The sequence below is a fragment of the Pseudomonas kitaguniensis genome, from assembly GCF_049199985.1.
Taxonomy (GTDB): domain Bacteria; phylum Pseudomonadota; class Gammaproteobacteria; order Pseudomonadales; family Pseudomonadaceae; genus Aquipseudomonas; species Aquipseudomonas kitaguniensis.
The window spans coordinates 57,083-80,874 of sequence record NZ_JBLZPT010000023.1; the positions used below are offsets into that span (position 1 = coordinate 57,083).

A 23,792-nucleotide genomic window follows, 5' to 3' on the forward strand; every position below is an offset into this window, starting at 1 on the left:
TTGCTCGAAAGTACGCGCGCCGACGCAAGGCTGCGCGAAAGCGAAGAGCGGCTGCGCGTCATATTTACCAGCGCTACGGTTGGCTTGTCTGAGGTCGACCCCGCAGGCCGCTTCATTCGAGTCAACAGTGAACTGTGCCGTATTCTTGGGCGTTCTGAAGCTGAGATGCTCCAGCTAGGCGTCGCAGACATAACCTATGTCGAGGATTTGCCGCCCACCCTGGCGGCAGTAGAGCAGGCGATTCGTACGGGCAGCAGCACTGCCCTGGATAAGCGTTATTGCCGCCCCGACGGCTCGTTGGTCTGGGCCAACAGCAGCATCCAGCGCATTGTTGATGCGGCAGGATTGCTTGGAAACCTATTGGTGGCCACGGTGGATTTGACTCAGCGCAAAGACGCGGAGGAAGCACTGCGGGCCAGTGAGGAGTTCAACCGTCGTGTGCTCGCAAGCTCGGCTGACTGCATTAAAGTGCTCGACCTGGATGCCCGCTTGGAGTTCATGACCGAGGGCGGCATGTGTGTGATGGAGGTCGATGACTTCGGTGCTATTCAAGGCGCGTGCTGGCCTGATTTATGGCAAGGCGAGGAGCACGGCAAGGTTTTGCACGCCGTGGCCGAGGCTAAAGAAGGTCGGATCGGCCGCTTCCAGGGTTTTGCCAAGACCATGAAAGGCGCTCCGCGTTGGTGGGATGTCATTGTCACACCGGTGATGGGACCCAATGGCGTCCCGGAAAAGCTGCTGTCGACCTCGCGTGACGTCACCGCAACCAAGCTTGCGGAAGTGCGCTTGCAGGAGTTGAACGATACGCTTGAGGTCAGAGTTCAAGAGCGCACGGCAGACCTTCTGTTGACGCAGGAAGCGCTGCGCCAGGCGCAGAAGATGGAGGCGGTGGGCCAGCTCACAGGCGGCCTTGCGCACGACTTCAACAACTTGCTGGCGGGCATCTCCGGCAGCCTTGAGCTGTTGCAAACCCGTCTGCGTCAGGGCCGGTTTAATGAGGTGGACCGCTACATTGACGCTGCACAAAGCGCGTCAAAACGAGCCGCCGCGTTAACCCACAGGCTGCTTGCATTCTCGCGCCGACAGACACTCGACCCCAAGCCGACCAATGTGAATCGACTGGTCTCCGGCATGGAAGACTTGATTCGCCGCACGGTAGGGCCCTCCATCCAGATTGAGTTCGTCGGTGCCTCGGGGCTTTGGCTGGCGCTGGTCGACCCGCCGCAGCTTGAAAATGCCCTGCTGAACCTGTCGATCAACGCACGCGACGCGATGCCGCATGGCGGGCGTATTACTATCGAGACCGCTAACCGGAGGCTGGGCCCGGAGGCTGCGCGCCAACTCGATATGATCGAAGGCCAGTACCTGTCGGTGTGCGTCACCGACACCGGCACCGGCATGTCACGCGATGTGATGGAGCGCGTATTTGAACCGTTCTTCACCACCAAACCGCTTGGCGAAGGCACCGGCTTGGGCCTCTCGATGATCTACGGATTTGCCCAGCAATCTGGCGGGCAAGTACGCATCCAATCAGAGGTAGGCAACGGTACAACTGTGTGCATTTATCTGCCCCGCCATGACGGGCCAGACGATGCCGAATCGGTTGAAGAACGCGGCTCGATGCCTAAGCCTTCAGTGCACGAGGCCACGGTGCTGGTGGTGGATGACGAGCCAACCGTACGCATGCTGGTCACGGATATTTTGCGAGATCTCGGGTACGCGGTTCTGGAAGCGAGCGACAGTGCCACGGCGTTGAAAATTTTACGGTCGGATGTTCGCATCGATTTGTTGGTAACCGATGTCGGCCTGCCTGGAGGCATGAACGGAAGGCAAATGGCAGACGCGGCGCGTGAAGTTCGCCCTGGTCTGCAAGTCTTGTTCATTACGGGTTATGCAGAAAATGCAGTGATGGGCGATGTTCTGCTGGATAAAGGCATGGCCGTTCTGACGAAACCCTTCGCGGTCGACGTCATCGCATCGCGTATACGCGAGATGATTCCGTCTTGACGTTGCCGCTGTTAGAGGAGGGCGCCTACGGCGCTGGCCGATCTAACGGCACTTCGTCGCCCATTCCATGAAGGCAGGTATTGCATTTAGGTATCGCATGGTTCAAGGGGGCAACCGACGCCGCCACGGACTTTCGGCCAAAAACGGACGGTCGGTGATATCCAAGCACAGCAACCAACCCTGGGCCCTTTAACGGCAATTCATCACTCTAGCTAAATCGCCGTCGCTCAGGTGTTCAGATACTTGATGACAGCACCGGCAAACAGTTCTGGCTGATCAAGCATGATGAAGTGAAAACTGCCGTCAATGCGCCTGAAGGTGATGTTTGGGGTTGAGGCATAGGCGTTACGGAACATGGCATCAACCTGGGACGCCTCTACGCCGTAATGCGAGTCGTAGGCATAAACTACCTCGACAGGCGCCTTGATGCGTCCAAGCTCAGGCCGGAGATCGGTTACCATCAGTTCATACATAGCATCGGCCAAAGTCTTTCGGTCCGAGTTGATCCCCGCTGCCACCAGGCCCGGTCTGGCCGCTTCGGTTTTGGCGAGACGGGCGATGGAGGCATGCTGCATCGCTTCCACCTGCTCAGGCGTTGCCGCTAACATTGCATCGCGCACCGCAGCAGCGTGCGGAGCCGCCGTTTCACTGGTCGCTGACGGGTCAAACAGCAACGTATAAAAGGGCATCGCATCGACGATCATAAGACGTCCGACTTGATGTGGATGACGAGCACCTAACATCAGCGCCACCTCACCACCCAACGAATGACCTATGATGACAGGCGCCTCGATGCGCTGGCTGCGAATGTATTCAGAGATAGCCTCGACCGTCGACGCAACTACTGGACTGTCTGGATTGGTTACAGCAGGCGAGCCAGCAAAGCCTGCTACCTGCACGAGATGGAGGCGGCGGCTCTGCCGTAATCTAGAGGCCAAATCAGCCCATACTTTGTAGGACGACGCAAACCCTGGGATCAAGATGATGTCTGTTCCCGAGCCTTGTACCAGAACTGAGATACCATCTTGGTTGACAGTGGCTGGCGGCAGAGGCGCAGGCTGGGCTGGTGATGCAGACGACAGCGCGAGCGTGGTGCCAATCCCGGCATGGATCATTCTTGCACGCATGGCGCTCCCCTTTTTGTGCAATCCGAGCTTGTATTTACGATGTCTAGATCGCCAATTGCACCGATGGGCAGGCCGTTTAACGGGATCATAGCCATTCCTTTGACCGAAAAATTATCGTCACTATACGGCGCACAAAAGCATCAGGAAACTGCCCAGCCTGCAATAATATTTGGTGTCCGCTTTGGATCGATTGCCGCCCCTTAAGATGGACAGCAATCGGCCAAAAGAAGCCACTCAAATGTCTTTGCATATTAAGGAAGATTCAAACATCTTGCCTTTGCATGAGGCACTATGCCACTATCTGTTAATTGAAGCGATAAATTTTCGCTTGAGCATGGAAGATGATTAGTGGAGAACTCTCCGCATCATATGGAGTCATCATGTCGCTTAAAGATTTTCATAGTTTCAGCAAAACTTCCATCGACCACATTATTGCATATGCAAAAAACAACCGGTTTTTTGTAAGCGTAGCGTTGTTCGCAGTGCTTGCATGTAGCGCTGTATTTGGTTCTTTGTATCTTCATTTTTTTGAAGGCGTTAACATACCTATATTGGCGATTGCTAACCACGAATCAGCAAGTTACTGGGGGCAGCTTGGTGACTTTGCTGGTGGTTTTTTGAATCCGCTGCTAAGTTTCTTAGCACTAATGGCAGTTTTAAAAACCATGTCCCTACAGAGAACGGAGATGAAGGCTGCTCAGCAAGAGGCCAAGACCGCTACTCAGGAACAACGGCAGCAAACAGCCGTCTATTCAAGGCAAATGTTTGAATCAACATTGTTCGGCATGCTAGATGTACATTCGAAAATACTGGCAGATATCAAATATACAGGATCGACAAACGATATTAGTGAAGGTCGATATGCAATTGAGAAGATTGCAAAAAGCTTCAAGGAAACCAAGGCCTACAAGGCAGGGACCTTTTTTCCCGATTTAGTAAATGATGAAGAAATTCAAAGCCAAATTGAAAAATTTTGCACTCAATGGAAAAGCTCGGTCGGCCATTACTTTCGAAATCTCTACTGGATTATGAAAATGATTGACTCTAGTCAAGACACACCAATTGAAAGTAAAGATCTAGATGTTTCAACCTCAAATAAAAGAAGACGATATACAGACTACTTGCGCAAGAGAAGCTATACCAATATTGTACGTGCCCAGCTAAGCGACTCAGAGATGGCACTACTGCAGATTAACTGCCTCGGACCTTACGGTGCAGATTTAAAGTACTATGCCGAGAAGTACTCCTTATTGAAGCCACTGGGAGAAAAGCACTTTGGCGGATGGGCACAGTACATGTCAAGCCAATTCAACGGCATTGCCTTTTTAGGCTTGGAATATATTGATGCTGATAAGATAATGAAAATGACAGCACATAGAGTTATGCGAAATACGTCAGCGATCAGAAATAATAGTTGATAACTATTTGATTCAGACGTTGGTGATTTGCCCGCACCCGTAAGTCGTCGTACAGTGTTTATGTCGCACGACGTCGGTCGTTCGATAGTTTATGTGTAATGGGCATCTGGACGCCCCATTTCGCCAAATGTAATCCGGGAGAAGGTCTGCTTCTGGCCGTCGCTATCGCTGTTAAAGGTAGGCCTACAAATCTCATGAAGAGCTGCTTGTGGCCGAATGCTGCCTGTAAGAAGGGCTGCAATCGGCCAACAGCAGCCATTCGGACGCATCTAAAAAATCATATTCGATTCAGTACCCAAAAGTAGTCAGGCGGAAAACGGCGTCAAACCACGATTTTTTCTTGCAGCATAAATTCAAGAAACATCCATTTTGTTGACGAGTTCGATCCGTGAAGATGCAAGCTTCTGCATTTCTCTACGACGTCGAAAATCTCTAGCATCAGATGCAAACTCTACGACGGTTCGTACAACTGCTTCCTGCGGGTCTTTATCTAGCATTTGTCCAAGCCAGTCTCCCCAAGGAGTAATCAAATGTTCAACGGAAATTTGCTCATATGGATCTCGCGCCGCAGCGATCAGATAACCGACGACCACAGCCATTGAATGGTCAAAGACTACATTTCCGATTGGGCCACCTAGGATAAACTCGGCAACTTCATTTGCGCATGAAGCATTTGCTGTATATTTATGATAGAGATCCGGACTCTCCTGCCGCAACACCATTAGAGGGATTAGCAAAGGAATATCTAAGAAGTGATCTTTTGGAATGCTGCGCAGTATCAATCTCAACCTCACAACAAGCTGATCGATATCTCGAAGAGTAAACTTAAATCGTATTGCTAAAAAGTTTAATACTTTCGCTCCATACTCATAATCATCTCGTTCTGTATGTCGCGACTTAAAGTAATCCAGTATGTCAGGCTGCCTAATTCGAGCATTAATGTATGCTCCCACATCCACCACGTTTAGATGATAATCCAAATCGATAAACCTTCTCAAGTAATGAGAGCCATCGAATGCTGGGCCATAAACCCCCTGAAAACTCTTACTAAGCTGGTCGCGATTTATTGCAAGAATAAAGACCAAGCGATCCACGTCAAATAAATGCTTTATTCGTTCCAAAACCTCGATTGCGTAAGTTGGCTTGCATCTATCCAGCTCATCAACAAACAGAATTAGATTTTCTTGTCCTTCTGGCAATGCATCGAGAGCCTTACTCAACTGAACCTTAAAACGCTCTAAGGATTTCTGTTTGATATTAAAGCTATCTACTAAACTACCAACGGAGCCACCGGCCAGCTCGGAAGCGAGTTTTTCGTATTCCTTATCTAGATCTAGGGCTCCGAAAGTAGCAGCCTTTGCGGCAGCAACTGCGGTGGACTTGATAATGCTTGGCGCATATGTTTTGGCTTTTTCCCACGCATTTCTGACGGCAGGCGTATTACTTTGGTCGCTAAGCCAGCGATCCAGTACCGATAACATAGGCAGTAAAGGGTCCTCAGCAAAATCGCTTTCCCAAGCATTGAGATATAGGCTGACTTTTTTTTCGTGACTCAAGTAACACTGCCAAAGCCGAAAAAAAGTAGTTTTTCCTCCGCCCCACGGGGCATCTATAGCGAAGACCAAGGGAGACTGCGCATTTAGCAAAACTGGCGACAGATTCTCAATCTCTGCATTCCGCCCCAGTAAGTCTTGAGGACAAGGCCAAGCGTTTGTATCGAGTTGGAGACTTTTGAAGCGTAGTTGGATTGGTTTTCTCTCAGAAGGAGTGGTAACGTCCGTAGTCAAAAGGTTTCTCCTATTTTAAATTCTCGTTGGCGATGACCAGAGCTTGTATGAGTATCACCGAATCGCCACTTTTGTCGATCTGTTTGATAGTCCGCTCTTGGCCGATAGCAGCCCTTGATAAAATCTCTGTCGGTTGATGTGGGCGAGCATTTAAACGTAGAAAGCAAGTGCTAGGAGCGGGTTGCCGCCAGCAACGACCATTCGCCAGTTCACAAAAGCTGCACATTCCACAAGCGCTTCAAATTGTTCAGGGTAGCGGCGCTTGAAGCTTTGGGCATTGTCGATTATCAATGAAAGCGCTTGCCCTCTTTTAGCGTGGACAGACGACATTTCTGCGCTGGGGTCATCGAGATATGAGAGACAATCAACCCACGCATCCATATTTCGGCCGTAGAAGCTGGGAAAACCGAATATTTCTGCGAAAACACTGTGGAATGTTTGCCAGTCCGAAATCAGGTTTGCATCCACTTTCACCATTGTCAGATTAACCTGCGCCACGTTGGAAAAAACAGGTATGGCGGTCTCGCAAAGTGAAGTCAATTAATAGCGCCATATTCACGTAGTCCAGGCCCCAATCCGCTATAACCAACGTTGCAGTGGCCGCTTCTGGCCGAAAGAGGGCGGTTGCTAGCGACCGCCTTCAGCTAGGAGTCGACATTACTAAGTATCGCACTGAGGCTAAGCGAATTGAGGCAGGTTCTGAATCAGGCAGCTGTCAATTACGCCGGCAGCGGCCCATACGCACGGTACGCATCAATCAACGTATCGAACAGTGTGATGTCCGACCTGCTGCGTGCGATGAGCTGAGCGCCCGCCACGGCGGAAAAAATAGCCCGCGCGCGGGCGTCGCTCTCAGCCGGTTCGCAGACGTTTGCCGCGATCAGTAGCCTGCTCAACCAGTCCACATTGACCTGGGTAAATGTTTGAATCTCGTGGGACATTTCGGGGGGTAAGCTATCGGTTTCAGCCCCGACGAAACTGCCCAGGCACAGGCGATTATCCGCTTCAAGCGAGCGACGAAAAATCTCGGGGAATCGGTGAAGGGCTTCGATGGGGGTCGGGGTTTGCTCAGAGATGGTTTCAAGCGCAGCGGCGCCGTCCTCCCAATAGCGTTTGGCAACAGCGACACCCAAATCGGCCTTGCTTGCGAAGTGGTAATAAATGCTGGCTGGCTTGATGCCAACCTCTTGCGCAAGGTCGCGAAAATTCAGGCCGTTGTAACCCTGTGACTGGGCGATGTTCCTGGCGGCCGTGAGTATGGCTTCTCGGGCGTTGGTGCTCATTGTCGTGCCTTTCGCACTTCGGGCGAGTTTCTGAGGAAGCGGCGTATGTTAAAGCAAAAAACTAACAAGGGTTAGGCAGGCACTGTCGGAGCGCCGTAGAACCGATTTCATATCGCGCCGAGACTGCCATTTGCTGGCCGCCCCGGCGCCTGATCAGGCATTACACGCTGGGCGAATCCAGTTCGGGTATGCCACTGCTGCGATCAGCGTACGCCGCTTGAAAGCTCGGCCGTTGCTGCCAGCGCTTCCAGTAAGCGTCCAGGTGTTCGAAGCGCTCATCCAGCGGGGTGGCGTTGACCGGGAACTTGGAGAAGGCGATGGCGGTTGCCAGCGTAATATCGGAAAACGTGGGTTGCGCGCCGCCCAGCAGCCATTCGCGACCATCCGCCAAATGACGATTGACCAGTGCCGCGTGGGTGAGCGCCTCCTTGCGGCAGTGCTCACCCCATGCCTCATTTTTGGTCAGTTCAAGCTTGAACCCGAGCCCCGTGTGCAGCACATGAAACGCCGTAACGATGCGATAGAGAATGTGCACCCAAATGCGGTTATCCCACATGTTGTCGAGCCCCTGCTGCAGGGCGTCATCACCCATGATCTTGCGACCAGGATAGGACTGATCAAGAAAGCGCACGATGGCCGGCGTTTCGGAAATAAAGCCACCGTCTGCCAGTTGCAGGGTCGGTGTTTCACCCCATGGGTTCATGTTCAGATGGCGCCAGCCACGTTGCTCCCCACCCGGCGCCATGTCATAGATGATTTCATCGAACTGATCGGCGATCCCTTTTTCATGCATGAACAAACGCAGCCGCTGAGGGTTGGGGAACGCGGAGGGCGAGGTAAACAGCTGCAATTTCGAATTCATGACCATCTCCTGGAGTGAGCGAAATCAAACCTAACGTTTGTTAGGTAGGCAGACCATAGGGCTTCGAAGGTCGCTCGTCAATAGGCTACCTAACATTTGTTAGGTAGCGCTTGTCGCTCCAATTCACACCCGTTCGCTGGCCAGCTTCGAGGCTTCGTCCAGCGCTGCGGTAAAGTTGGCGTCTGCCGTCGCAGCCTCCCCGAGCGTTGCTTCCGACAGCACTGCGCTGATCGCCGGAATACCCACCATCCGTGCCCAGGTTTTAAGGTACGCGACCTGATGATCGTAGGCGTCGGTTGGGTAGTCTTCCCCCAGCGCCACACCGCGGGTGGCGAACACCACCACCTGCTTGCCTTTAAGCAGACCCTTCATGCCTTGGGCATCGAAATCGAACAGCACGCCGCGCTGTGACACCGCGTCAATCAAATGCTTGAGGCGGTAGGGAATACCGAAGTTCCACATCGGCACGCTGAAAACAATGACGTCGGCTCGGTGGAAGCGCTCGCCCAACGCATGAATCTGTTTCCACACAGCCTGTTGCTCAGCGCTCATTGGCACGCCCTGCAGGTCTGCGTATTTGGCATTCAGGGCAGGGCCATCGAAGGGCAGCAGATCGGTGGTCCACACGTCCAGCACATCGATGCTGGCGTCGGGATGAAGCGAGGTTACGGTCTCAAGATAGCGTGAGGCCAATTTCAGGGAAGCGGAGCGCTCCCCGCGTGGAGAGCTGGCGATGTGAAGAATATGCATCGGTTTCATTCCTGTTGGGGCAGCGGCAGAAGTGCTTCAATTTAGTCCACTGCGCTGCCGCTGATGTTCCCGCAAAACAGGTGGGTTGAGCCGCCCACTTGACCCACCGCTGAAGCCTTGCCGCTACTTGATGTTCTTGTCCAGGAACTCACGGATCACCGGAATGATTTCCTTGCCGTGGGTTTCGAGCGCGAAGTGCCCGGTGTCGTAGAAGCGAATGTCCGCCTTCGGCAGGTCGCGCTTCCACGCCTCGGCCCCGGCCGGAAGGAAGAACGGATCGTTCTTGCCCCACACCGCCAGCAGCGGTGGCTGGTACTTGCGAAAGTACGCCTGGAAGGCTGGGTACATTGCTACGTTCGAGGCGTAATCCAACACCAAATCGAGCTGAATGTCGGCATTGCCAGGCCGCGATATTTGAAGCCCTTCCAACGTGTAGCCATCGGGTGAAACCGAGCTTTGGTCGGCAACCCCTTCAAGGTATTGCCACTTGATCGAGGCCGGTGTCGGGAAGTCTTTCAGGGCGTCGCGGTTCTGCTGCGTCGGTGCGTGCCAGTACGTTTGGATAGGCGCCCAGCTATCGCCCAAGCCTTCCTCGTAGGCGTTACCGTTCTGAGAAATGATCGCGGTCACCCGATCAGGATGGGCCACAGCCAGGCGCCAACCCACGGGGGCGCCGTAGTCGTGAACCATCAGCGCGTATTTATCCAGCTTGAGCTGTTCGGTGAACTGGCCGATGGTTTTCGCCAATTGGGTGAAGGTGTAGGCGTACTCGCCCCGTGCAGGCGCTTCGGTGAAGCCAAACGCTGGCAGGTCCGGCGCGATCACGTGATAGCGATCGGCAAGTTGCGGAATAAGGTCACGGAACATAAACGACGAGGCAGCGAAGCCGTGAAGCAGCAATACCGTCGGTGCGTCGGGGTTGCCCGCCTCGCGGTAGAAAACTTTCACATCGCCCACTTGCTCGTAGCGGTAATGAACCACGCTGGTCGCGTTGGCCGACTGCGCACCGCCAACCAGCAGGGAAACCGCAAGGCTTGCCGCTGCAATCGTTTTGGGAGAGGTCATGGTGACTCCTTGTGTAACCGTTAAAAGTTGAATTTGAAGGTTACGTATGTTTTTGGTAACCTGTCAAACTTAATTTATTGGTTACAGGGCGCTATGAATCCGACCAGCACTTCTTCCAGCCCACTTTTCTTGGCGGACAACCTCGCCCTCGATTTCATCAACAGTGAGTACGGCGTGGGTGAGCAGCGTCACGACAGCTTTACCGATGATCAAAGCGTCGCGCGCTGGTTCAAGTTGGCTGGGCTGTTGCCTGAGAGCGCAGGCCTGACGGTCCCGCAGGGGCTGTTGGCCGAGGCGCGCACGCTTCGCGACAGTGCAAGGGCTTTGGTGAATGCTGCACTGAAAGGCGCCTCAGCCGATCTCACCTTGATCAATCAGGTGCTGGAAGCGGGGCGCCCGGTGAGCAGGCTGGAATGGGATGGCCAGGCGCAGGCGTTCCGCGTCGGCGTTCATCGAACCGACGGCAGCCCGGCAAGCCTGCTGTGGCCTGTGGCCGATGCCTTGGTGAGCCTGGTCACGAGCGAGAAATTCGAATTCGTTCGCCAGTGCGAGGCACATGACTGCATTCTGATGTTCCATGACCTGAGTAAATCGCACCGCCGCCGCTGGTGCAGCATGTCGACGTGCGGTAATCGCATGAAGGTGGCGGCGTTTCGTTCCAGGCAGAAGCCTGAATAGGGAGAGTGCGGCGTCTTTGGCGCGCCGCAGGTAGGGGCTAGGTTTTTACGGCTGGCAAAGCTTGTGAGCGATTGCATCCAGGTCCCGATCAAAACTGGCGTTCTCCGCTGCACTCAAGAAACCCTGCTGCTTCACAAAACGGTCAGACTGTAATCGTATGTCTTCTATGCGATTGAACATCTGTTTGGCCTGTGCCTCAGTAATTTTTCGAGCCTTTCGCGAGGTACTGATATCGGCAATCAAAACATTGCCGCGTTCCGAAATGTGGGCTTGCCGGATGTCGGTGATTTGGCCACCCGTTTTGCCTACCCATGCGCGTTGCTCCTGCAGGTTGCAACTGGGTAGATCAAGCCCGCGGTCTGCGGCCATGCTGCTCAAGCTCAATGCCGACAAGACGAAGATATAGATATATTTCATACACTGACCCTTCTTCGATTCACTTGACCCATTTCACCACGGCGGCAACGTATGCTGGGTGTTCCCCCGAGCATCCACCCGTGACGTTGCGCGCGTGCCGTACACGCCCGTTTTGCACGGATCACCGTTAGAGCGTGCTGCCCGGCAGCTGATTTAGCCGAAACTGCTGCATGGGCTCCGCGAGGATCTTTTCCAGTGCTGGCATGGCGTTCGTCAAGGTGGGCGCTTTCATATGCGCTTGCAGCGCGGCTTCGTCGTCCCAGCTCTCATAAGAAATGAAACGGGTAGGGTCCTCAAGGTCAGTCAGTAGCGCATACGCTTGGCAGCCGGGCTCTTGCTGGAAGTGCGGCAGGGCGTCTTGCAGCAAGCTGTGTAGCTCAGCTTCCTTGCCGGGTTTGGCTTTCATGATCGCGACGACGTTTAGAGGCAGAGTCATATCTCATGTCCTGTTGAGGTCAGCTCCGTGGTGGAGCCATCAGTGCTTGAGACAGGGCAGAAGGTGGATTCATTCAGAAAAATCGTTGGCGCTTCACAGTTGACTGCGTGCAGGCGGTATAGGCAAAGATTTTCCTGCATCTGCCTTGGGTTTTGCCTGTCGTCCTGGTGTTTTCTGTGTGATGGAAAAATTTCTCCGCGCGCGAAAACCAGAGGAATTATCGCCTCCAGGGAAATCTCACGCTTTAAAGCCCGGCAAGCCGTTAGCCGCGCGCCATTCCTTGATCGTCTTGGTGATGCCTTCGGCGGATGTGTCGGCTCCCGGCTCAGGGTGATAGATCAAATCCATACGGCTTGGGTGGCCGACAATTTTATTGAAATGGTGCAGAAGCTCGTCGTCACGATTACCAGTGGGTGCTACATCAGCTCTGTAAAGCGCTTCCAAAAACTCGATGAATTCATTTTCTGAGTAATCAGGAAGGCTGTTTTTGATAATCGGATCGCTCATATTTTAACTCTTTAGTTATTGTGCACGTTCTTTAAATCCCGGCAAGCCGTTAGCCGCGCGCCATTCCTTGATCGTCTTGGTGATACCTTCGGCGGATGTGTCGGCTCCCGACTGCGGGTAATAAATCAAGTCTGCGCCGCTGGGATGGCCGATAATCTGCCTGAAATGAAATAGCAGCTCATCCGCACGTTCATCAGTAGGCGCTTTATCTTCTTTGCGAATCTCATCGATAAGACCTATGAACTCTTCTTCGGAGTAAGCCGGAAGACTATTTTTAATAGATACATCGCTCATGTTCTAACGCCTTGATGCTTTTGCAAGTTCCTTAAAGCCCGGCAAGCCGTTAGCTGCTCGCCATTCCTTGATCGTTTTAGTGATGCCTTCGGCGGATGTATCGGCTCCCGGCTCTGGGTAATAAATCAAATCAGAGCTAGCAGGATGGCCAGCGATTTTATCGAGATGCAGCAACAGCACATCATCACGATTACCAGTGGGTGCCACATCCGCCCTGAAAAGCTCCTCCAAGAACTCGATGAACTCTTTTTCCGTGTAATCAGAAAGATTATTTTTAATAAACGGATCGCTCATTTTTTGCGCATATTTTGTGTGCATCGACGTGTTTTTTTTGCGTATTAACTCGACATTTATCTACGGTGTAGACTTCGCCACCCTCTGAAATCGGCTCAACATGATGGTTGTCATGTGAATTCCTGGAACCCGCCCAATCAATCCGTCGAGCTCGCGGCGCACGCCCAACACTCCTGTATCCGCCTCCATGTCTGGCCATTTTACTCATTACCCAAAAGGCCATGACCCATGTTATCGCAGGCGAAATTCTGTCGAATTTTCGCCTGCAATAAACATCACTCTTTGAATCCGGGCAAGCCATGGGCCGCTCGCCATTCTTTGATTGTCTTTACAATCCCTGCAGACGATGTGTCTGCTCCCAGCTCGGGGTAATAAATCAAATCCATACCGCCCGGGTGGCCAGCGATTTTATTGAGATGCAATACAAGTTCGTCAGCACGATCATCAGTGGAGGCTTTATCCTCTTTTCGAATCTCGTCGATGAAGCTAACGAATTCCTCTTCCGTGTAATCCGGAAGGTTGTTTTTGATGAATGGATCGCTCATGCTTCTCATCCTTTAACCCGAGTCTAGCCGTCAGGGCCGATGCACTGACAGACCCTCCAACCGATTCCAACGCCTTACCACTTGCCTCCATGCTGTGCTTGAGCTTCGCCACAAAACGGCGCTTGTCAGCCTGACGTGTCAGTTCCAGGGACCAATCGGTATTTGCCATGGATTTTACGTGCTGTCCTGGGGTTTTCTGTGCAATGGCAAAGTTTCCCCGCGCGCGAAAACTAAAAAATCCCGCCCTCAGGGAAACCTCACGCTTTAAATCCCGGCAAGCCGTTAGCTGCTCGCCATTCCTTGATCGTCTTGGTGATGCCTTCGGCGGATGTGTCGGCTCCCGGCTCCGGGTAATAAATCAAATCTGATCCTGCTGGATGCCGCGTGATGCTTTCGAATTTTTCCAAAAGATCAGCAAGATCGTCATCTGAAGCAGTGCCACAGGCGTTGATCAAATGATCTAACTCAGAAATAAATTCGATTTCGGTATATTCAGAAAAGGCCTTTTTCATTAGTTTCCTTATCGATGCATATCAATATGATTTTTCGGTGTGTTTACTCGCAAATTATCAACGTCATAAACAGCGCCACGATTCGCAATATGCTCAACGTGATGAAGCTCAAAAACACGCCTTTTGCCGACGATATCTTGTCGCCGCGTGGTCGCCGATAACCCGTTTTTCATACGTGTAATATTTTGTGGAGTGAGTTGAACGGCTAACTCAGGACTCTTCGAAACCTCTTTCCACAGGTCTTTTCGAAAACTATCAAAGCTCGAATACTTCCGACCACGCAGTACATCAGCAATCCTGGTCGGAATCGGTGCACCCAGCCCCGACCGAGCATGATCAAGCCATTCACCTGGTACGTCTTCACCGAGCCCACTCACCACACCCGGCTCACCCCGACGCACGCTCAGCGACAGGTAGATCGGCGCAATCGTCGGTTGGCTGGGAAACCAGATAATAGCGTCCTGATAATCCGGCGGATACGCCGGGTTAATCAGGATCTGCTCTGCTTTGGGGCCGGGCGGATACACCCAGACCGCCGGTTTGAGCGTCACACCCTCGAGCGCAGGAATCCCCAACACTGCATTGGGATCAGCAGCCGGTGTCCAGATAATTTCAACACCGTCGCCCATCTCCGCGACCCACTGGTCGCCGCGGGGCTCGGCTTTGATGACCGGCACGCTCTGCCAATCCGTTTTGCCGCCGGTATAGAACCCGTACAGGTCAACCGAGCCGTCTGGCAGTTGCTTGAGCGTTACCCGAGCGCGGGTATTGCCTTTGGTCAGTTCGGCATAGTGCGCGGATGAATAAAACGCGCTGTCCGGCGAAGTCGTGTTCGGGATCAGTGCCGCCACCGTGATCGCCAGCCCACTCGGTAAAACCGCCGCCAGCGTGCCCCCGAGTCGAGCCGTCAGGGCCGACGCACTGACAGACCCTCCAACCCATTCCAGCGCCTGCGCGCCTGCGGCCATCGCTGCCCCGGAACCAAGCACCGCATAGGCGCCGTAATGCTCTAATGACTCCACAGGCACAAACCCTGTGTGATCCATCACCCCGTCCGGGAGTGCGCAAGACTTCGCAAAAACGTACCCGTTAGGCTCACCTTCCTCCTGCTTTTGGGCCTTCTCCCAGCGCTCATCAGCTTCCCGATCGTTGCGTTCGTTTGCCGCCACCGCCCGATCCCAAGCAGCCTGTGCCAACTTTGTCGCCTTGACATGCTCCTCGTTGCCATCTCGGCCATTGACCCCAAGCGTACTTATTTTAAGCATTTCGGTAGGCATAGCGCTCCTTGCCGTAATGGGTTCGATCCCCAAAACATTCACCCGATCACTGATTTTTCAGCGACCGAGCGACCTTAGAGACGCCCAATCAAGCGGACAAGCCAGCCGATTCCGACGCAGCCGTAGGCAATGGAGCAAAGCGCTGTAGCCTCTGCCCGCACCTCGTGCGCATGGGGGAATCGCGGAAGGCTACGAAGACGTGCTCACCTTCGAAAGCCGGGGCGGTTCAGCGGATTAATTTGATAGCAACAAACGGGAGGCTCGCGTTGATTGCCTGCGCTATGTTGACAATCATGCAAACCGGAATGGAATGCCAATGGTCGACACGGCACTGGAAAAAAGGCTCGCTTGCGAAAACTGGAGCGAGCATCTACATCGCGTAAACGGCAGCGGCTTTACCGTTATTCAGAACCTGCTCGACCCAGATGTTTGCCAGCGTCTTACCGAGAGTTACAGCGAGCCGGATATTTTTCGGTCGTGTATCAATATGAGCAGGCACGGCTTCGGTTCAGGCCAATATAAATACTTCGCCTACCCGCTGCCGTCGATTATTGCCACGTTGAGATCCTGTGTTTACCCGCAGTTGGTTCCACTGGCCAACTATTGGAACACTAAGCTTGGCCTCGAACCTCCCTATCCCGAACGCCATGAAGACTTTCTAAGCCAGTGCCACGACGCCCGGCAAGAGCGCCCCACGCCACTGCTGCTGCGCTACGGTGCAGGTGACTACAATTGCCTGCACCGCGACCTGTATGGCGACATTCTGTTTCCCGTGCAGATGGCTATCCTCCTGTCTGAGCCCAATGACGAATTCAGCGGCGGAGAATTTGTGCTCACCGAACAGCGACCTCGCATGCAGTCCAGGGTCAGCGTAGTGCCGTTGCGCAAGGGCGATGCGGTGATTTTTGCCGTCAACCGCAGGCCCGTGAAGGGGGTCAGAGGCTTCTATTCCGTATTTACGCGGCACGGCGTGAGCGAGGTCCGCGCGGGGGACCGGTTTACCCTTGGGGTGATATTCCATGATGCGCAGTGATGGGACGGCCAAGCGTGCGAATTTGAAAGCAAGACTCGGGGTTTTAACGCGGCTCGAAAGCGATAGGCTAGTGCAAATTGCGAAGAGGGGGCATTGCCATGGAATGCTTTAAAGAACAAACCACCCATCCGCTGCTGAGGGCCGAGGACGATCCGCGCTGGAATATCCTCGTAAACCGCCAGGCTGATGCGAACCTCGATTTTGTCTACGGAGTGCTGACCACCGGGGTTTATTGCCGGCCCTGCAGTCCGACCAAGCTGCCTCGGCCAGAAAATGTCGTATTTTTCGACACCACAGCCGAAGCCGAAAGGGCCGGGTTTCGCCCCTCCAAACGCGACAGCAGCAACCCCGCGGTCGTCGCCCAGAAGCACGCCGCGGCAGTCGCCGAAGCGTGCAGGCGCATCGATACATCGGACACCGTGCTCAACCTGGGCGACTTGGCCGAACAGGTCGGCATGAGCAGCTTCCACTTCCACCGCGTCTTTAAGAAACTCACAGGCCTGACGCCTAAAGCCTACAGCGTAGCTTCATTGCGTTCGCGCGTCAGAGACCAGCTTTCGCTCAGCGGCACCATCACCGACGCGCTCTATGAGGCTGGCTATAACTCCAACAGCCGATTTTATGAAGCGTCGCAAAACATCCTCGGCATGAAGCCTACCGAGTACCGTGCCGGGGGCGCCAACGTGGATATTAAATTCGCACTGGGCGAAAGCTCGCTGGGCTCGATTCTGGTAGCCAGAAGCGCGCGCGGCATTTGTGCCATTTTATTGGACGTTGACCCTAACGCGCTGGTGGAGAATTTTCAGGACCAGTTCCCCAACGCCAACCTGATCGGTGGCGACGTCGAGTTCGAGGCGCTGGTTGCCACTGTCGTCGGCTATGTTGAATCGCCGGGTACAGACCTTGCGCTTCCGTTGGATATTCGTGGCACCGTGTTTCAAGAGCGGGTGTGGCAGGCGCTCAGGGATATTCCTGCAGGCACGACCGAGACCTATGCCCAGGTCGCCGCGAGGATAGGCATGCCCAGCGCCACCCGTGCAGTGGCTAACGCGTGCGGGGCCAATAAGCTGGCGGTGGCGATTCCGTGTCATCGCGTAGTGCGCAGTGACGGATCATTGTCTGGCTACCGTTGGGGGGGTGGAGCGTAAGCGCATGTTAATTGAGCGTGAGAAGGGCATGCATGCTGCACAAGTTGGCGGATGAGCTGCGCCGTGGGTAGGGGCTGATCCTGCGAGCTGGCACTGAACGGGGTAGAGCGCGTAATGAAGCGTTGGAAGATCATGGACGCCCACGGCAAGGTCGTCCTCAGTCGCAAGCCGGGACAGTTTGGCGGGCACAAAAAAGGCAAGATCTACGGGCGCCTTGACTGCCCGGCGGCACTGCGAGCCTTGAGCAAAGGCGGGTATGTGAAGGATCGTGTATTTTTTATCGATGAACAGACCGCCCGATTGGCAGGCTATCGCCCATGCTTCAGATGCATGCCCGCCCGTTACCGTGAGTGGAAGCTGACAACTGAAGGCCAGTAGCACCTCGATATTGCTGATCGGAATATGGCTCAATTCAGTAAAAGATTTGAGCCAATCGACCCGCCACCGCCGACGCCTGTTCGGCACTGGCGATATTGGTAAATCCAAGAACCAAACCGTGCCTGGGCTTGGCGTCCAGATACCACTGTGACAACGGTTCGACGGCAATCCCCACCTCACGGGCACGCTGGGCAAGCGCTATATCGTCCACTGCGCCAAGGCCTGCGACCAAGTGCATGCCACCGGCTTGAGGGTTTATCTGCAGACGGTCGCCGAACTGTTGCTGCAACGCATCGATCAGCCATTGACGGCGGCGCGCGTAGAGGCCGCGCATCTTCTTTAAATGCCGCCCGAAGTGACCCTCGTTGAGGAATGTGCTGACGGTCGCCTGCAGCAGGTGCGGGCAGTGGTTATGCAGACGATCCGCCTGACGGGCGAATGCGTGGCTGTGTTCGGCGGGCACCACCAAGTAGGCCAGACGCAGGCCTGGAAACAGTACTTTGCTGAAGGTGCCGGTATAAAGCACACGGCCCTGTCGATCGAGGCTTTTCAGGGCGGGCAATGGTTTGCCCATGTAGCGGTATTCACTGTCGTAATCGTCCTCAATGATCCAGCTCCCTTGGCAGTTGGCCCACTCCAGTAGTGCCAACCGGCGCGGCAGTGACAGTGACATACCCAGCGGGCTTTGGTGGGTTGGCGTGACCAGGGCGAAGCGAGCATCTGGGGCGCGGGCGATGCCTTGCGCGACGTCCATGCCCTGTTCGTCCACTGGGACGGGCACCAACGCTGCACCAGCGTCTAACAGGGCGTTCCTGGCCATAAAGTAGCCGGGCTCTTCCATCCAGCAGGTATCGCCTCGTTGCATCAGTGTGTGGCTGATCAGGTCGAGGCAGGCGCGGTAGCCCGCGCACACAAAAATCTGATCCGGGTGGCAGATGATTCCCCTGGAAATTCCCAGGTAGGACGCGATGGCTGCTCGCAACGGTGCGTAACCTTGCGCGTTCGGGTAGATGAGGCCTTCGATGCCCGCCTGTCGAAGTTGCCGGCCAGCCAGTCGTGTCCAGAGCTTGCGCGGAAAGGCATCCAGTGCTGGAAGGCCCATTTGCAGGGCTAGCGGCAGCGTCCCGAAGTGGGTGGATGAGTACGTCGTCGAAGCCACTCGGGCCGGTTTTATGGACGCAGAAACCGGCGCCAGTTGCGGTGTCACTGTCGTCCCGGCTGCCCCGCGCGCCGTCAGATAGCCCTCGCCAATCAGTAACTGATAAGCCGCTTCAACGGTGCCGCGCGCCAGGTTCAGCTCCGCTGCCAATGCGCGAACGGCAGGCACCCGATCTCCCGGATGCAGGCGGCCATCGGCGATGGCCTCACGAAAGCGCTGATAAAGCTGACGATAGATCGGCGCAGAATGGATGCGGTCCAGCTCGAAAGAAACAATCATGGCCTAGTCATTTATGCACTTTTTGGTCCTGTAGCTTAAGTCATTGCTGTTCTAAAGTGGGTCATCTCTTAAGCGGACGGCGCACATGCCTTACACACTTCAATACCTCGATAGCGAGCAGGCCTTCGGTGCCAGTTTCGACCTGATGCGTGTATTGCGGCCGCACATCGTTACGCAGGCTGCCTACTTAGCGCAGTTGGCCCGGCAGACCGAGCAAGGCTACCGTTTGCTCGCAGTCTGCGACGGTGAACGCATCGTCGGCCTGGCGGGTTACCGCGAGCTGGAAAACCTGCTTTACGGACGTTTCATCTATGTCGATGACCTGGTCGTGAGCCCAGCTCTACAGCGCAGCGGCTTGGGAGAGCGGCTGTTGAATGCAGTGCGCGATGAAGCAGTGCAGCGCCAATGTGATCACCTTGTACTGGATACTGGCCTGCACATGCCGTTGGCCCAACGCTTCTATTTTCGTCAAGGGTTACTGGCCCGTGGCATGCACTTCACCCAGCGCCTTCGGGGCGTGGAACGGGCATGAACAATTTTCTGTTGATCAACGTCAGCCGGCGTGGGCAGGTTTCACAGGCGAATCAGTTGGCACTGGAGCGTGTGACGTCACTGCGCCAACGCTATCCGAACCTCAAACTGGTTGAGCGCGACTTGGGCGCTAATCCATTGCCACCACTGGGCTCGGACTACGCCCACGGCCTAACCACAACCATGCCATTACACGCCCCGCTGTTCGATCGGCGGTTCACCTATCTCCAGGGGGTGGTGTTCGGTGAGGCAGCCATTCGAGCCGCGGTCGAAGAAGCCCGGACCGCACTGTCAACAGAGCCGCTGTTCAACAACCTCGTACGCGCTTGATCATTTTTTCTCACACAGGAGTTTCACCATGAGCCAACTCAGGCTTCCATTTGCGTCTCTGTCACCTGCCGCCTATCAAGGCCTGATCGCCACCAACACCGCACTGGCCGCTAGCGCCTTGGGCTTGCCATTACTTGAACTGGTGTACTTACGTGTTTCGCAGATCAACGGCTGCTCGTTTTGTCTGGGCAAGCATTCGCAGACCCTGCGCGCGTGTGAGGTGGCGCAAGAGAAGCTGGATTGCCTCGCAGGGTGGCGAGTCAGCGAGCTGTTCAACGACCGCGAACGCGCAGCCCTGGCATGGGCTGAAACACTCACCTACGTCAGTGAGAAAGGCGCGCCAGAGGTGCTGTACGATCCCCTGAAAACGCACTTCTCCGACGTCGAGATTTCCGATCTGACATTGGCCGTGTCGTTGATGAATGCCTTCAACCGGCTGGCGGTGGGGATGAGGCTCTAGGAGCGCGGTGATCGTCGCCCATAATGCATAGCAATAGCTCCTTATATGACGTACTGAGAACTCTCCCGACTAGCCGAAACTTCCTTTTTTTTATCAGCGCCGCAGAGCGACTATTGATAAGTGTCAGCCTCCTCAGCCGGATAAAATTCACCTTGCTTTCCCAGCTTTTCCAGGCGCTCGCGCGCGATCAACTCAACGGCGGCCACTGCGGCCTTATCGTCAGGGTTGACCAACTGCAAGCACAGGCGTCGGATATTTTGCTCGTGGGTGCCCTCGCTCATCATTTCGTGGGTGAAGACTTGTTCTCCACGCCATAGGCACAGTTGGGTATGCGTGCCGCCGAGCCATATCTCATTGACGGATCTAAGGTCAGTGGTAGCCAGTTGATCTACCGTGATTGTCTTATCCATTGCGCTGTTCCTTACCGATGATTAGTGACCGGTAGACTTACAGGCACAGCGGGTCGTTCCCGGCGTCGGCAGCTCAACCGATCACGGCCTGTTGTAGGACATGTACTCGTTCTGCAAAACAATGTGGTCGGCCACGTACTTCGCATCGTGCCAAACCCCGTAGATAAACGATGACGCACGGTTGACCAGGTTCGGCAGGCACTTCGGGTCGGGCAGCAGTTCCCAGGCTTCGGGTTCCAGGGGAAACGGCAAACCGTTGGCCTCGATATACGCATCCGCATAGCGCAGCACATCAAAGTAGGCGCCGGCTCTCAGGCGTTCGGCAGCGTGGCCTTTGGTACCGAGGGCGGGCTGTTTGATCAGGCTGGCATTCCCACCGTAGTGTGCGGGCCGGGCAGCATGGAGCAGGGCCACAAGCCGGACGAGTTCATCAGCCTTGAGCAACTGGCGGCGTGCGACCAGATGCTCGCACGCGTGCTGGCATTCGTGAGCCAGTAACCCCTGACACGCACCGACCCACAAAATCTGGGAGCGGGCTTGCTCGCGATGCAGGCACCGCGGTCCGGCGCTTTAAACGCATACGAAACAACCGCTAATAGTACTCAACGGCCGCCCCTGCAGGCGTTAGCTAGGGTTTTGATTCCGGTTCTAACCGGAATTAAAATTTAACTAGCATCTGCAAAGGGTAGCCAGTAGGCTACAGGTGAAGTTGTGACCCACTTGATTGGCAGGACGCCGGAGTTTGATACGTGGCTCGACGGTATGAGGGATATTTGGGGGAAAACAGCGGTTCTGGCTCGGTTGGACCGTGCCGAAGAAAACAATTTTGGCGATTGCGAGCCCGTAGGCGATGGCCTGAGTGAAATGCGTGTTTTCGTCGGGCCAGGCTACAGAATTTACTTTGTACGCACCGGTATCACCGCTTACCTGATGCTTTGGGGGAGTGACAAGACCGACCAGAAGCGAGGAATTCAACGGGCAAAAGAGATTCTTGATGCCCTGAGAGGTCAATGAAATGAGCGAGTCGACATTCAAACCCGAGGACATGCCGATCCTCGATCTTGATACATCCGGTACACGCGTCTATGAAGCTTCACGCTTCCTCGACAGCCCGCAAACCATCAGCGCTTACCTGGCGCAAAGCATGAAGTCGCAAGACCCGCAGGTACTCATGAAAGCACTCGCCGAGGTCGCCAAGGCGCAGGGCGTGAACAAGGTGGCCGAGGCCGCGGGGGTTAATCGCGAAAGCTTGTATAAAACCCTGAAAGGCGGTGCAAAAACGCGTTATGAAACGGTTCAGAAGCTGATGCTTGCGCTAGGCGTGGAGCTGACTGTGCAGCCAATGGCAGCGCCCGACATTCAAAAATGGCGAGAGCGAAACGGCCAGTAGCCCGCCAACGCTGATCTTGAAAGCGCCCCTCAAGGGCGCTTTTTATTGGCACAGCCTCAGCACCTTGCGGCTGATACCCCTTAACGCACCAGGCAGGGCTGCTTGTTATTGAATGTCCAACCCGGAATCAAAAACTGCATGGCCACGCTGTCATCGCGCGCGCCCAAGCCCATGCCTTTGTACACCTCGTGAGCTTTGGCCACGGCGTCCATGTCGATCTCCACGCCCAAGCCAGGCTTGGCAGGCACCTTCACGTAGCCGCCTTCGATTTTCAGCGGTTGCTTGGTCAGGCGCTGGCCGTCCTGCCAGATCCAATGAGTGTCGATGGCCGTGATGTCACCCGGTGCGGCGGCGGCTACCTGGGTGAACATCGCCAGCGAAATATCAAAGTGGTTGTTGGAGTGCGAACCCCATGTCAAACCCCAGTCGTTGCACATCTGCGCAACCCGCACCGAGCCCTGCATCGTCCAGAAGTGCGGGTCGGCCAGCGGAATGTCGACTGATTGCAGTTGGATCGCATGGCCCATTTCACGCCAGTCGGTGGCGATCATATTGGTTGCCGTTTTAAGGCCCGTCGCTCGGCGGAACTCAGCCATAACCTCGCGGCCCGAGTAGCCGTTTTCGGCGCCGCAAGGGTCTTCGGCGTAGGCCAGCACATGGTGCTGGTCGCGGCACAGGCGGATGGCTTCTTTGAGTGACCAGGCGCCGTTCGGGTCGAGCGTGATGCGCGCATCGGGGAAGCGTTCGGCCAGTGCCGTGACCGCTTCGATTTCCTCATCGCCACTCAATACACCGCCCTTGAGCTTGAAATCGTTGAAGCCGTATTTGGCGTTGGCCGCTTCTGCCAAGCGCACCACCGCCTCGGCGGTCATGGCTTTTTCGTGACGCAAACGGAACCAGTCATCGTCGGCGTCAGCCTCGTTGCGGTAGGCCAAGTCAGTGGCCGTGCGATCACCGACGTAGAACAGATAGCCGAGCATTTTTACCGCATCGCGCTGCTGGCCTTCGCCGAGCAAGGCGGCCACCGGCACTTCGAGGAACTGACCCAGCAAGTCGAGCAGTGCGGCTTCCACGGCGGTGACGGCATGGATGGTGATGCGCAGGTCAAAGGTTTGCAGGCCTCGACCGGCACTGTCGCGCACAGCAAACGTAGTGCGCATCTGATTGAGGATGCGCTGGTACTGGCCGATAGGTTGGCCGATGACCAGGCTGCGCGCGTCTTCCAGGGTTTCGCGGATGCGTTCGCCACCGGGTACTTCGCCCACGCCGGTGTTGCCGGCGTTGTCCTTGAGAATCACGATATTGCGCGTAAAAAACGGCCCATGGGCGCCGCTGAGGTTGAGCAGCATGCTGTCGTGGCCCGCCACCGGGATGACGTGGAAATCGGTAATCACAGGTGATTTGGAGGTATTCAT

The 23,792-nt window shown here is 55.1% G+C and carries 29 protein-coding genes and 3 pseudogenes; 12 read left to right on the plus strand and 20 right to left on the minus strand.

Annotated elements, in window-relative coordinates:
• On the plus strand, positions 1-2,007 hold the full coding sequence (locus ACOZK9_RS22575; protein ID WP_421556610.1) for a PAS domain S-box protein: 2,007 nt from the start codon (positions 1-3) through the stop codon (positions 2,005-2,007).
• Between the two features lie 227 nt (positions 2,008-2,234).
• Here the strand turns inward: ACOZK9_RS22575 and ACOZK9_RS22580 are convergent, their stop codons facing one another.
• Positions 2,235-3,134 (minus strand): alpha/beta fold hydrolase, encoded by a 900-nt coding sequence (locus ACOZK9_RS22580; RefSeq protein WP_152749760.1) that lies wholly within the window; start codon positions 3,132-3,134, stop codon positions 2,235-2,237.
• A 380-nt stretch (positions 3,135-3,514) separates the two neighbouring features.
• Between ACOZK9_RS22580 and ACOZK9_RS22585 the strand changes: the two genes are divergently transcribed.
• A complete protein-coding gene (locus ACOZK9_RS22585) occupies positions 3,515-4,552 on the plus strand; it encodes a putative phage abortive infection protein (protein ID WP_172979779.1) in 1,038 nt (345 codons plus the stop codon).
• A gap of 353 nt (positions 4,553-4,905) precedes the next feature.
• Here the strand turns inward: ACOZK9_RS22585 and ACOZK9_RS22590 are convergent, their stop codons facing one another.
• From ACOZK9_RS22590 to ACOZK9_RS22615, 6 genes are all read right to left on the minus strand, one after another.
• Positions 4,906-6,339 (minus strand): KAP family P-loop NTPase fold protein, encoded by a 1,434-nt coding sequence (locus ACOZK9_RS22590; RefSeq protein WP_421556598.1) that lies wholly within the window; start codon positions 6,337-6,339, stop codon positions 4,906-4,908.
• 150 nt (positions 6,340-6,489) lie between these two features.
• Positions 6,490-6,879, minus strand: coding sequence for a barstar family protein (locus tag ACOZK9_RS22595; RefSeq protein WP_241678189.1), 390 nt, complete (start codon positions 6,877-6,879; stop codon positions 6,490-6,492).
• A gap of 179 nt (positions 6,880-7,058) precedes the next feature.
• On the minus strand, positions 7,059-7,622 hold the full coding sequence (locus tag ACOZK9_RS22600) for a TetR/AcrR family transcriptional regulator (RefSeq protein WP_421556599.1): 564 nt from the start codon (positions 7,620-7,622) through the stop codon (positions 7,059-7,061).
• A 160-nt stretch (positions 7,623-7,782) separates the two neighbouring features.
• Entirely contained in the window at positions 7,783-8,484 is a 702-nt protein-coding gene (locus tag ACOZK9_RS22605; RefSeq protein WP_152746742.1) for a glutathione S-transferase family protein, read from the minus strand.
• Positions 8,485-8,607: 123 nt separating this feature from the next.
• On the minus strand, positions 8,608-9,234 hold the full coding sequence (locus ACOZK9_RS22610) for an FMN-dependent NADH-azoreductase (protein WP_152749768.1): 627 nt from the start codon (positions 9,232-9,234) through the stop codon (positions 8,608-8,610).
• 123 nt (positions 9,235-9,357) lie between these two features.
• On the minus strand, positions 9,358-10,299 hold the full coding sequence (locus tag ACOZK9_RS22615) for an alpha/beta fold hydrolase (protein WP_082648989.1): 942 nt from the start codon (positions 10,297-10,299) through the stop codon (positions 9,358-9,360).
• Positions 10,300-10,326: 27 nt separating this feature from the next.
• Here ACOZK9_RS22615 and ACOZK9_RS22620 point away from each other — a divergent pair, with 27 nt between their 5' ends.
• Positions 10,327-10,977: a CGNR zinc finger domain-containing protein gene (locus ACOZK9_RS22620; protein WP_235592388.1), complete on the plus strand. Its 651-nt coding sequence runs from the start codon at positions 10,327-10,329 to the stop codon at positions 10,975-10,977.
• Between the two features lie 45 nt (positions 10,978-11,022).
• Here the strand turns inward: ACOZK9_RS22620 and ACOZK9_RS22625 are convergent, their stop codons facing one another.
• The 9 genes from ACOZK9_RS22625 to ACOZK9_RS22665 all read right to left on the minus strand — a co-directional run bounded on the left by ACOZK9_RS22625 (position 11,023) and on the right by ACOZK9_RS22665 (position 15,259).
• Positions 11,023-11,394 (minus strand): hypothetical protein, encoded by a 372-nt coding sequence (locus ACOZK9_RS22625; RefSeq protein WP_058411906.1) that lies wholly within the window; start codon positions 11,392-11,394, stop codon positions 11,023-11,025.
• A 127-nt stretch (positions 11,395-11,521) separates the two neighbouring features.
• Positions 11,522-11,830, minus strand: coding sequence for a putative quinol monooxygenase (locus tag ACOZK9_RS22630; protein ID WP_122250601.1), 309 nt, complete (start codon positions 11,828-11,830; stop codon positions 11,522-11,524).
• Positions 11,831-12,067: 237 nt separating this feature from the next.
• Complete coding sequence (locus ACOZK9_RS22635) at positions 12,068-12,337, minus strand: bacteriocin immunity protein (protein ID WP_122250602.1); 270 nt, start codon at positions 12,335-12,337, stop codon at positions 12,068-12,070.
• 15 nt (positions 12,338-12,352) lie between these two features.
• Positions 12,353-12,631 carry a bacteriocin immunity protein gene (locus tag ACOZK9_RS22640; protein WP_152749770.1) on the minus strand — a complete coding sequence of 93 codons (279 nt, stop codon included), beginning with the start codon at positions 12,629-12,631 and terminating at the stop codon, positions 12,353-12,355.
• Positions 12,632-12,634: 3 nt separating this feature from the next.
• A complete protein-coding gene (locus tag ACOZK9_RS22645) occupies positions 12,635-12,925 on the minus strand; it encodes a bacteriocin immunity protein (protein WP_152746760.1) in 291 nt (96 codons plus the stop codon).
• Positions 12,906-13,226, minus strand: a complete 321-nt coding sequence (locus tag ACOZK9_RS22650; protein WP_421556600.1) for a hypothetical protein — start codon at positions 13,224-13,226, stop codon at positions 12,906-12,908. Before ACOZK9_RS22650 ends, ACOZK9_RS22645 begins: the two co-directional genes overlap by 20 nt.
• Positions 13,201-13,470 carry a bacteriocin immunity protein gene (locus tag ACOZK9_RS22655; protein WP_152748891.1) on the minus strand — a complete coding sequence of 90 codons (270 nt, stop codon included), beginning with the start codon at positions 13,468-13,470 and terminating at the stop codon, positions 13,201-13,203. Before ACOZK9_RS22655 ends, ACOZK9_RS22650 begins: the two co-directional genes overlap by 26 nt.
• A gap of 257 nt (positions 13,471-13,727) precedes the next feature.
• The gene (locus tag ACOZK9_RS22660; RefSeq protein WP_152748890.1) at positions 13,728-13,982 is read right to left on the minus strand and encodes a bacteriocin immunity protein; all 255 of its coding nucleotides are present in this window, start codon (positions 13,980-13,982) and stop codon (positions 13,728-13,730) included.
• Positions 13,983-13,990: 8 nt separating this feature from the next.
• The gene (locus tag ACOZK9_RS22665) at positions 13,991-15,259 is read right to left on the minus strand and encodes an S-type pyocin domain-containing protein (protein ID WP_421556601.1); all 1,269 of its coding nucleotides are present in this window, start codon (positions 15,257-15,259) and stop codon (positions 13,991-13,993) included.
• Positions 15,260-15,575: 316 nt separating this feature from the next.
• Between ACOZK9_RS22665 and ACOZK9_RS22670 the strand changes: the two genes are divergently transcribed.
• The 3 genes and pseudogenes from ACOZK9_RS22670 to ACOZK9_RS22680 all read left to right on the plus strand — a co-directional run bounded on the left by ACOZK9_RS22670 (position 15,576) and on the right by ACOZK9_RS22680 (position 17,818).
• Positions 15,576-16,292: a 2OG-Fe(II) oxygenase gene (locus ACOZK9_RS22670; protein ID WP_058411900.1), complete on the plus strand. Its 717-nt coding sequence runs from the start codon at positions 15,576-15,578 to the stop codon at positions 16,290-16,292.
• Positions 16,293-16,390: 98 nt separating this feature from the next.
• A pseudogene (ada, locus tag ACOZK9_RS22675) lies at positions 16,391-17,495 on the plus strand (bifunctional DNA-binding transcriptional regulator/O6-methylguanine-DNA methyltransferase Ada).
• A 59-nt stretch (positions 17,496-17,554) separates the two neighbouring features.
• Positions 17,555-17,818: an Ada metal-binding domain-containing protein gene (locus ACOZK9_RS22680; RefSeq protein ID WP_152748888.1), complete on the plus strand. Its 264-nt coding sequence runs from the start codon at positions 17,555-17,557 to the stop codon at positions 17,816-17,818.
• Between the two features lie 34 nt (positions 17,819-17,852).
• Here ACOZK9_RS22680 and pdxR read toward each other — a convergent pair whose 3' ends face one another.
• Positions 17,853-19,256 carry a MocR-like pyridoxine biosynthesis transcription factor PdxR gene (gene pdxR, locus ACOZK9_RS22685; RefSeq protein WP_421556602.1) on the minus strand — a complete coding sequence of 468 codons (1,404 nt, stop codon included), beginning with the start codon at positions 19,254-19,256 and terminating at the stop codon, positions 17,853-17,855.
• Positions 19,257-19,341: 85 nt separating this feature from the next.
• Here pdxR and ACOZK9_RS22690 point away from each other — a divergent pair, with 85 nt between their 5' ends.
• From ACOZK9_RS22690 to ACOZK9_RS22700, 3 genes are read left to right on the plus strand one after another with little or no spacing between them, the layout of a single operon-like run.
• Positions 19,342-19,788 (plus strand): GNAT family N-acetyltransferase, encoded by a 447-nt coding sequence (locus ACOZK9_RS22690; RefSeq protein WP_058411896.1) that lies wholly within the window; start codon positions 19,342-19,344, stop codon positions 19,786-19,788.
• Entirely contained in the window at positions 19,785-20,117 is a 333-nt protein-coding gene (locus ACOZK9_RS22695; protein ID WP_122250606.1) for a hypothetical protein, read from the plus strand. Before ACOZK9_RS22690 ends, ACOZK9_RS22695 begins: the two co-directional genes overlap by 4 nt.
• Positions 20,118-20,145: 28 nt before the next feature.
• Positions 20,146-20,577: a carboxymuconolactone decarboxylase family protein gene (locus tag ACOZK9_RS22700; protein ID WP_058411894.1), complete on the plus strand. Its 432-nt coding sequence runs from the start codon at positions 20,146-20,148 to the stop codon at positions 20,575-20,577.
• Between the two features lie 110 nt (positions 20,578-20,687).
• Here ACOZK9_RS22700 and ACOZK9_RS22705 read toward each other — a convergent pair whose 3' ends face one another.
• Positions 20,688-20,987, minus strand: a complete 300-nt coding sequence (locus ACOZK9_RS22705) for a hypothetical protein (protein ID WP_058411893.1) — start codon at positions 20,985-20,987, stop codon at positions 20,688-20,690.
• 81 nt (positions 20,988-21,068) lie between these two features.
• A pseudogene (locus ACOZK9_RS22710) lies at positions 21,069-21,290 on the minus strand (FAD-dependent oxidoreductase); the annotation flags it as partial.
• Positions 21,291-21,293: 3 nt separating this feature from the next.
• Between ACOZK9_RS22710 and ACOZK9_RS22715 the strand changes: the two are divergent.
• From ACOZK9_RS22715 to ACOZK9_RS22725, 3 genes and pseudogenes are all read left to right on the plus strand, one after another.
• Positions 21,294-21,485: pseudogene (locus ACOZK9_RS22715) on the plus strand (M20/M25/M40 family metallo-hydrolase); the annotation flags it as partial.
• A 213-nt stretch (positions 21,486-21,698) separates the two neighbouring features.
• Positions 21,699-22,001 carry a type II toxin-antitoxin system RelE/ParE family toxin gene (locus tag ACOZK9_RS22720; RefSeq protein WP_099235850.1) on the plus strand — a complete coding sequence of 101 codons (303 nt, stop codon included), beginning with the start codon at positions 21,699-21,701 and terminating at the stop codon, positions 21,999-22,001.
• A 1-nt stretch (position 22,002) separates the two neighbouring features.
• Positions 22,003-22,377 carry an addiction module antidote protein gene (locus ACOZK9_RS22725; protein ID WP_058411890.1) on the plus strand — a complete coding sequence of 125 codons (375 nt, stop codon included), beginning with the start codon at positions 22,003-22,005 and terminating at the stop codon, positions 22,375-22,377.
• 80 nt (positions 22,378-22,457) lie between these two features.
• On the opposite strand, the gene gudD is transcribed toward ACOZK9_RS22725, so the two are convergent.
• Positions 22,458-23,792 (minus strand): glucarate dehydratase, encoded by a 1,335-nt coding sequence (gudD, locus tag ACOZK9_RS22730; RefSeq protein WP_421556603.1) that lies wholly within the window; start codon positions 23,790-23,792, stop codon positions 22,458-22,460.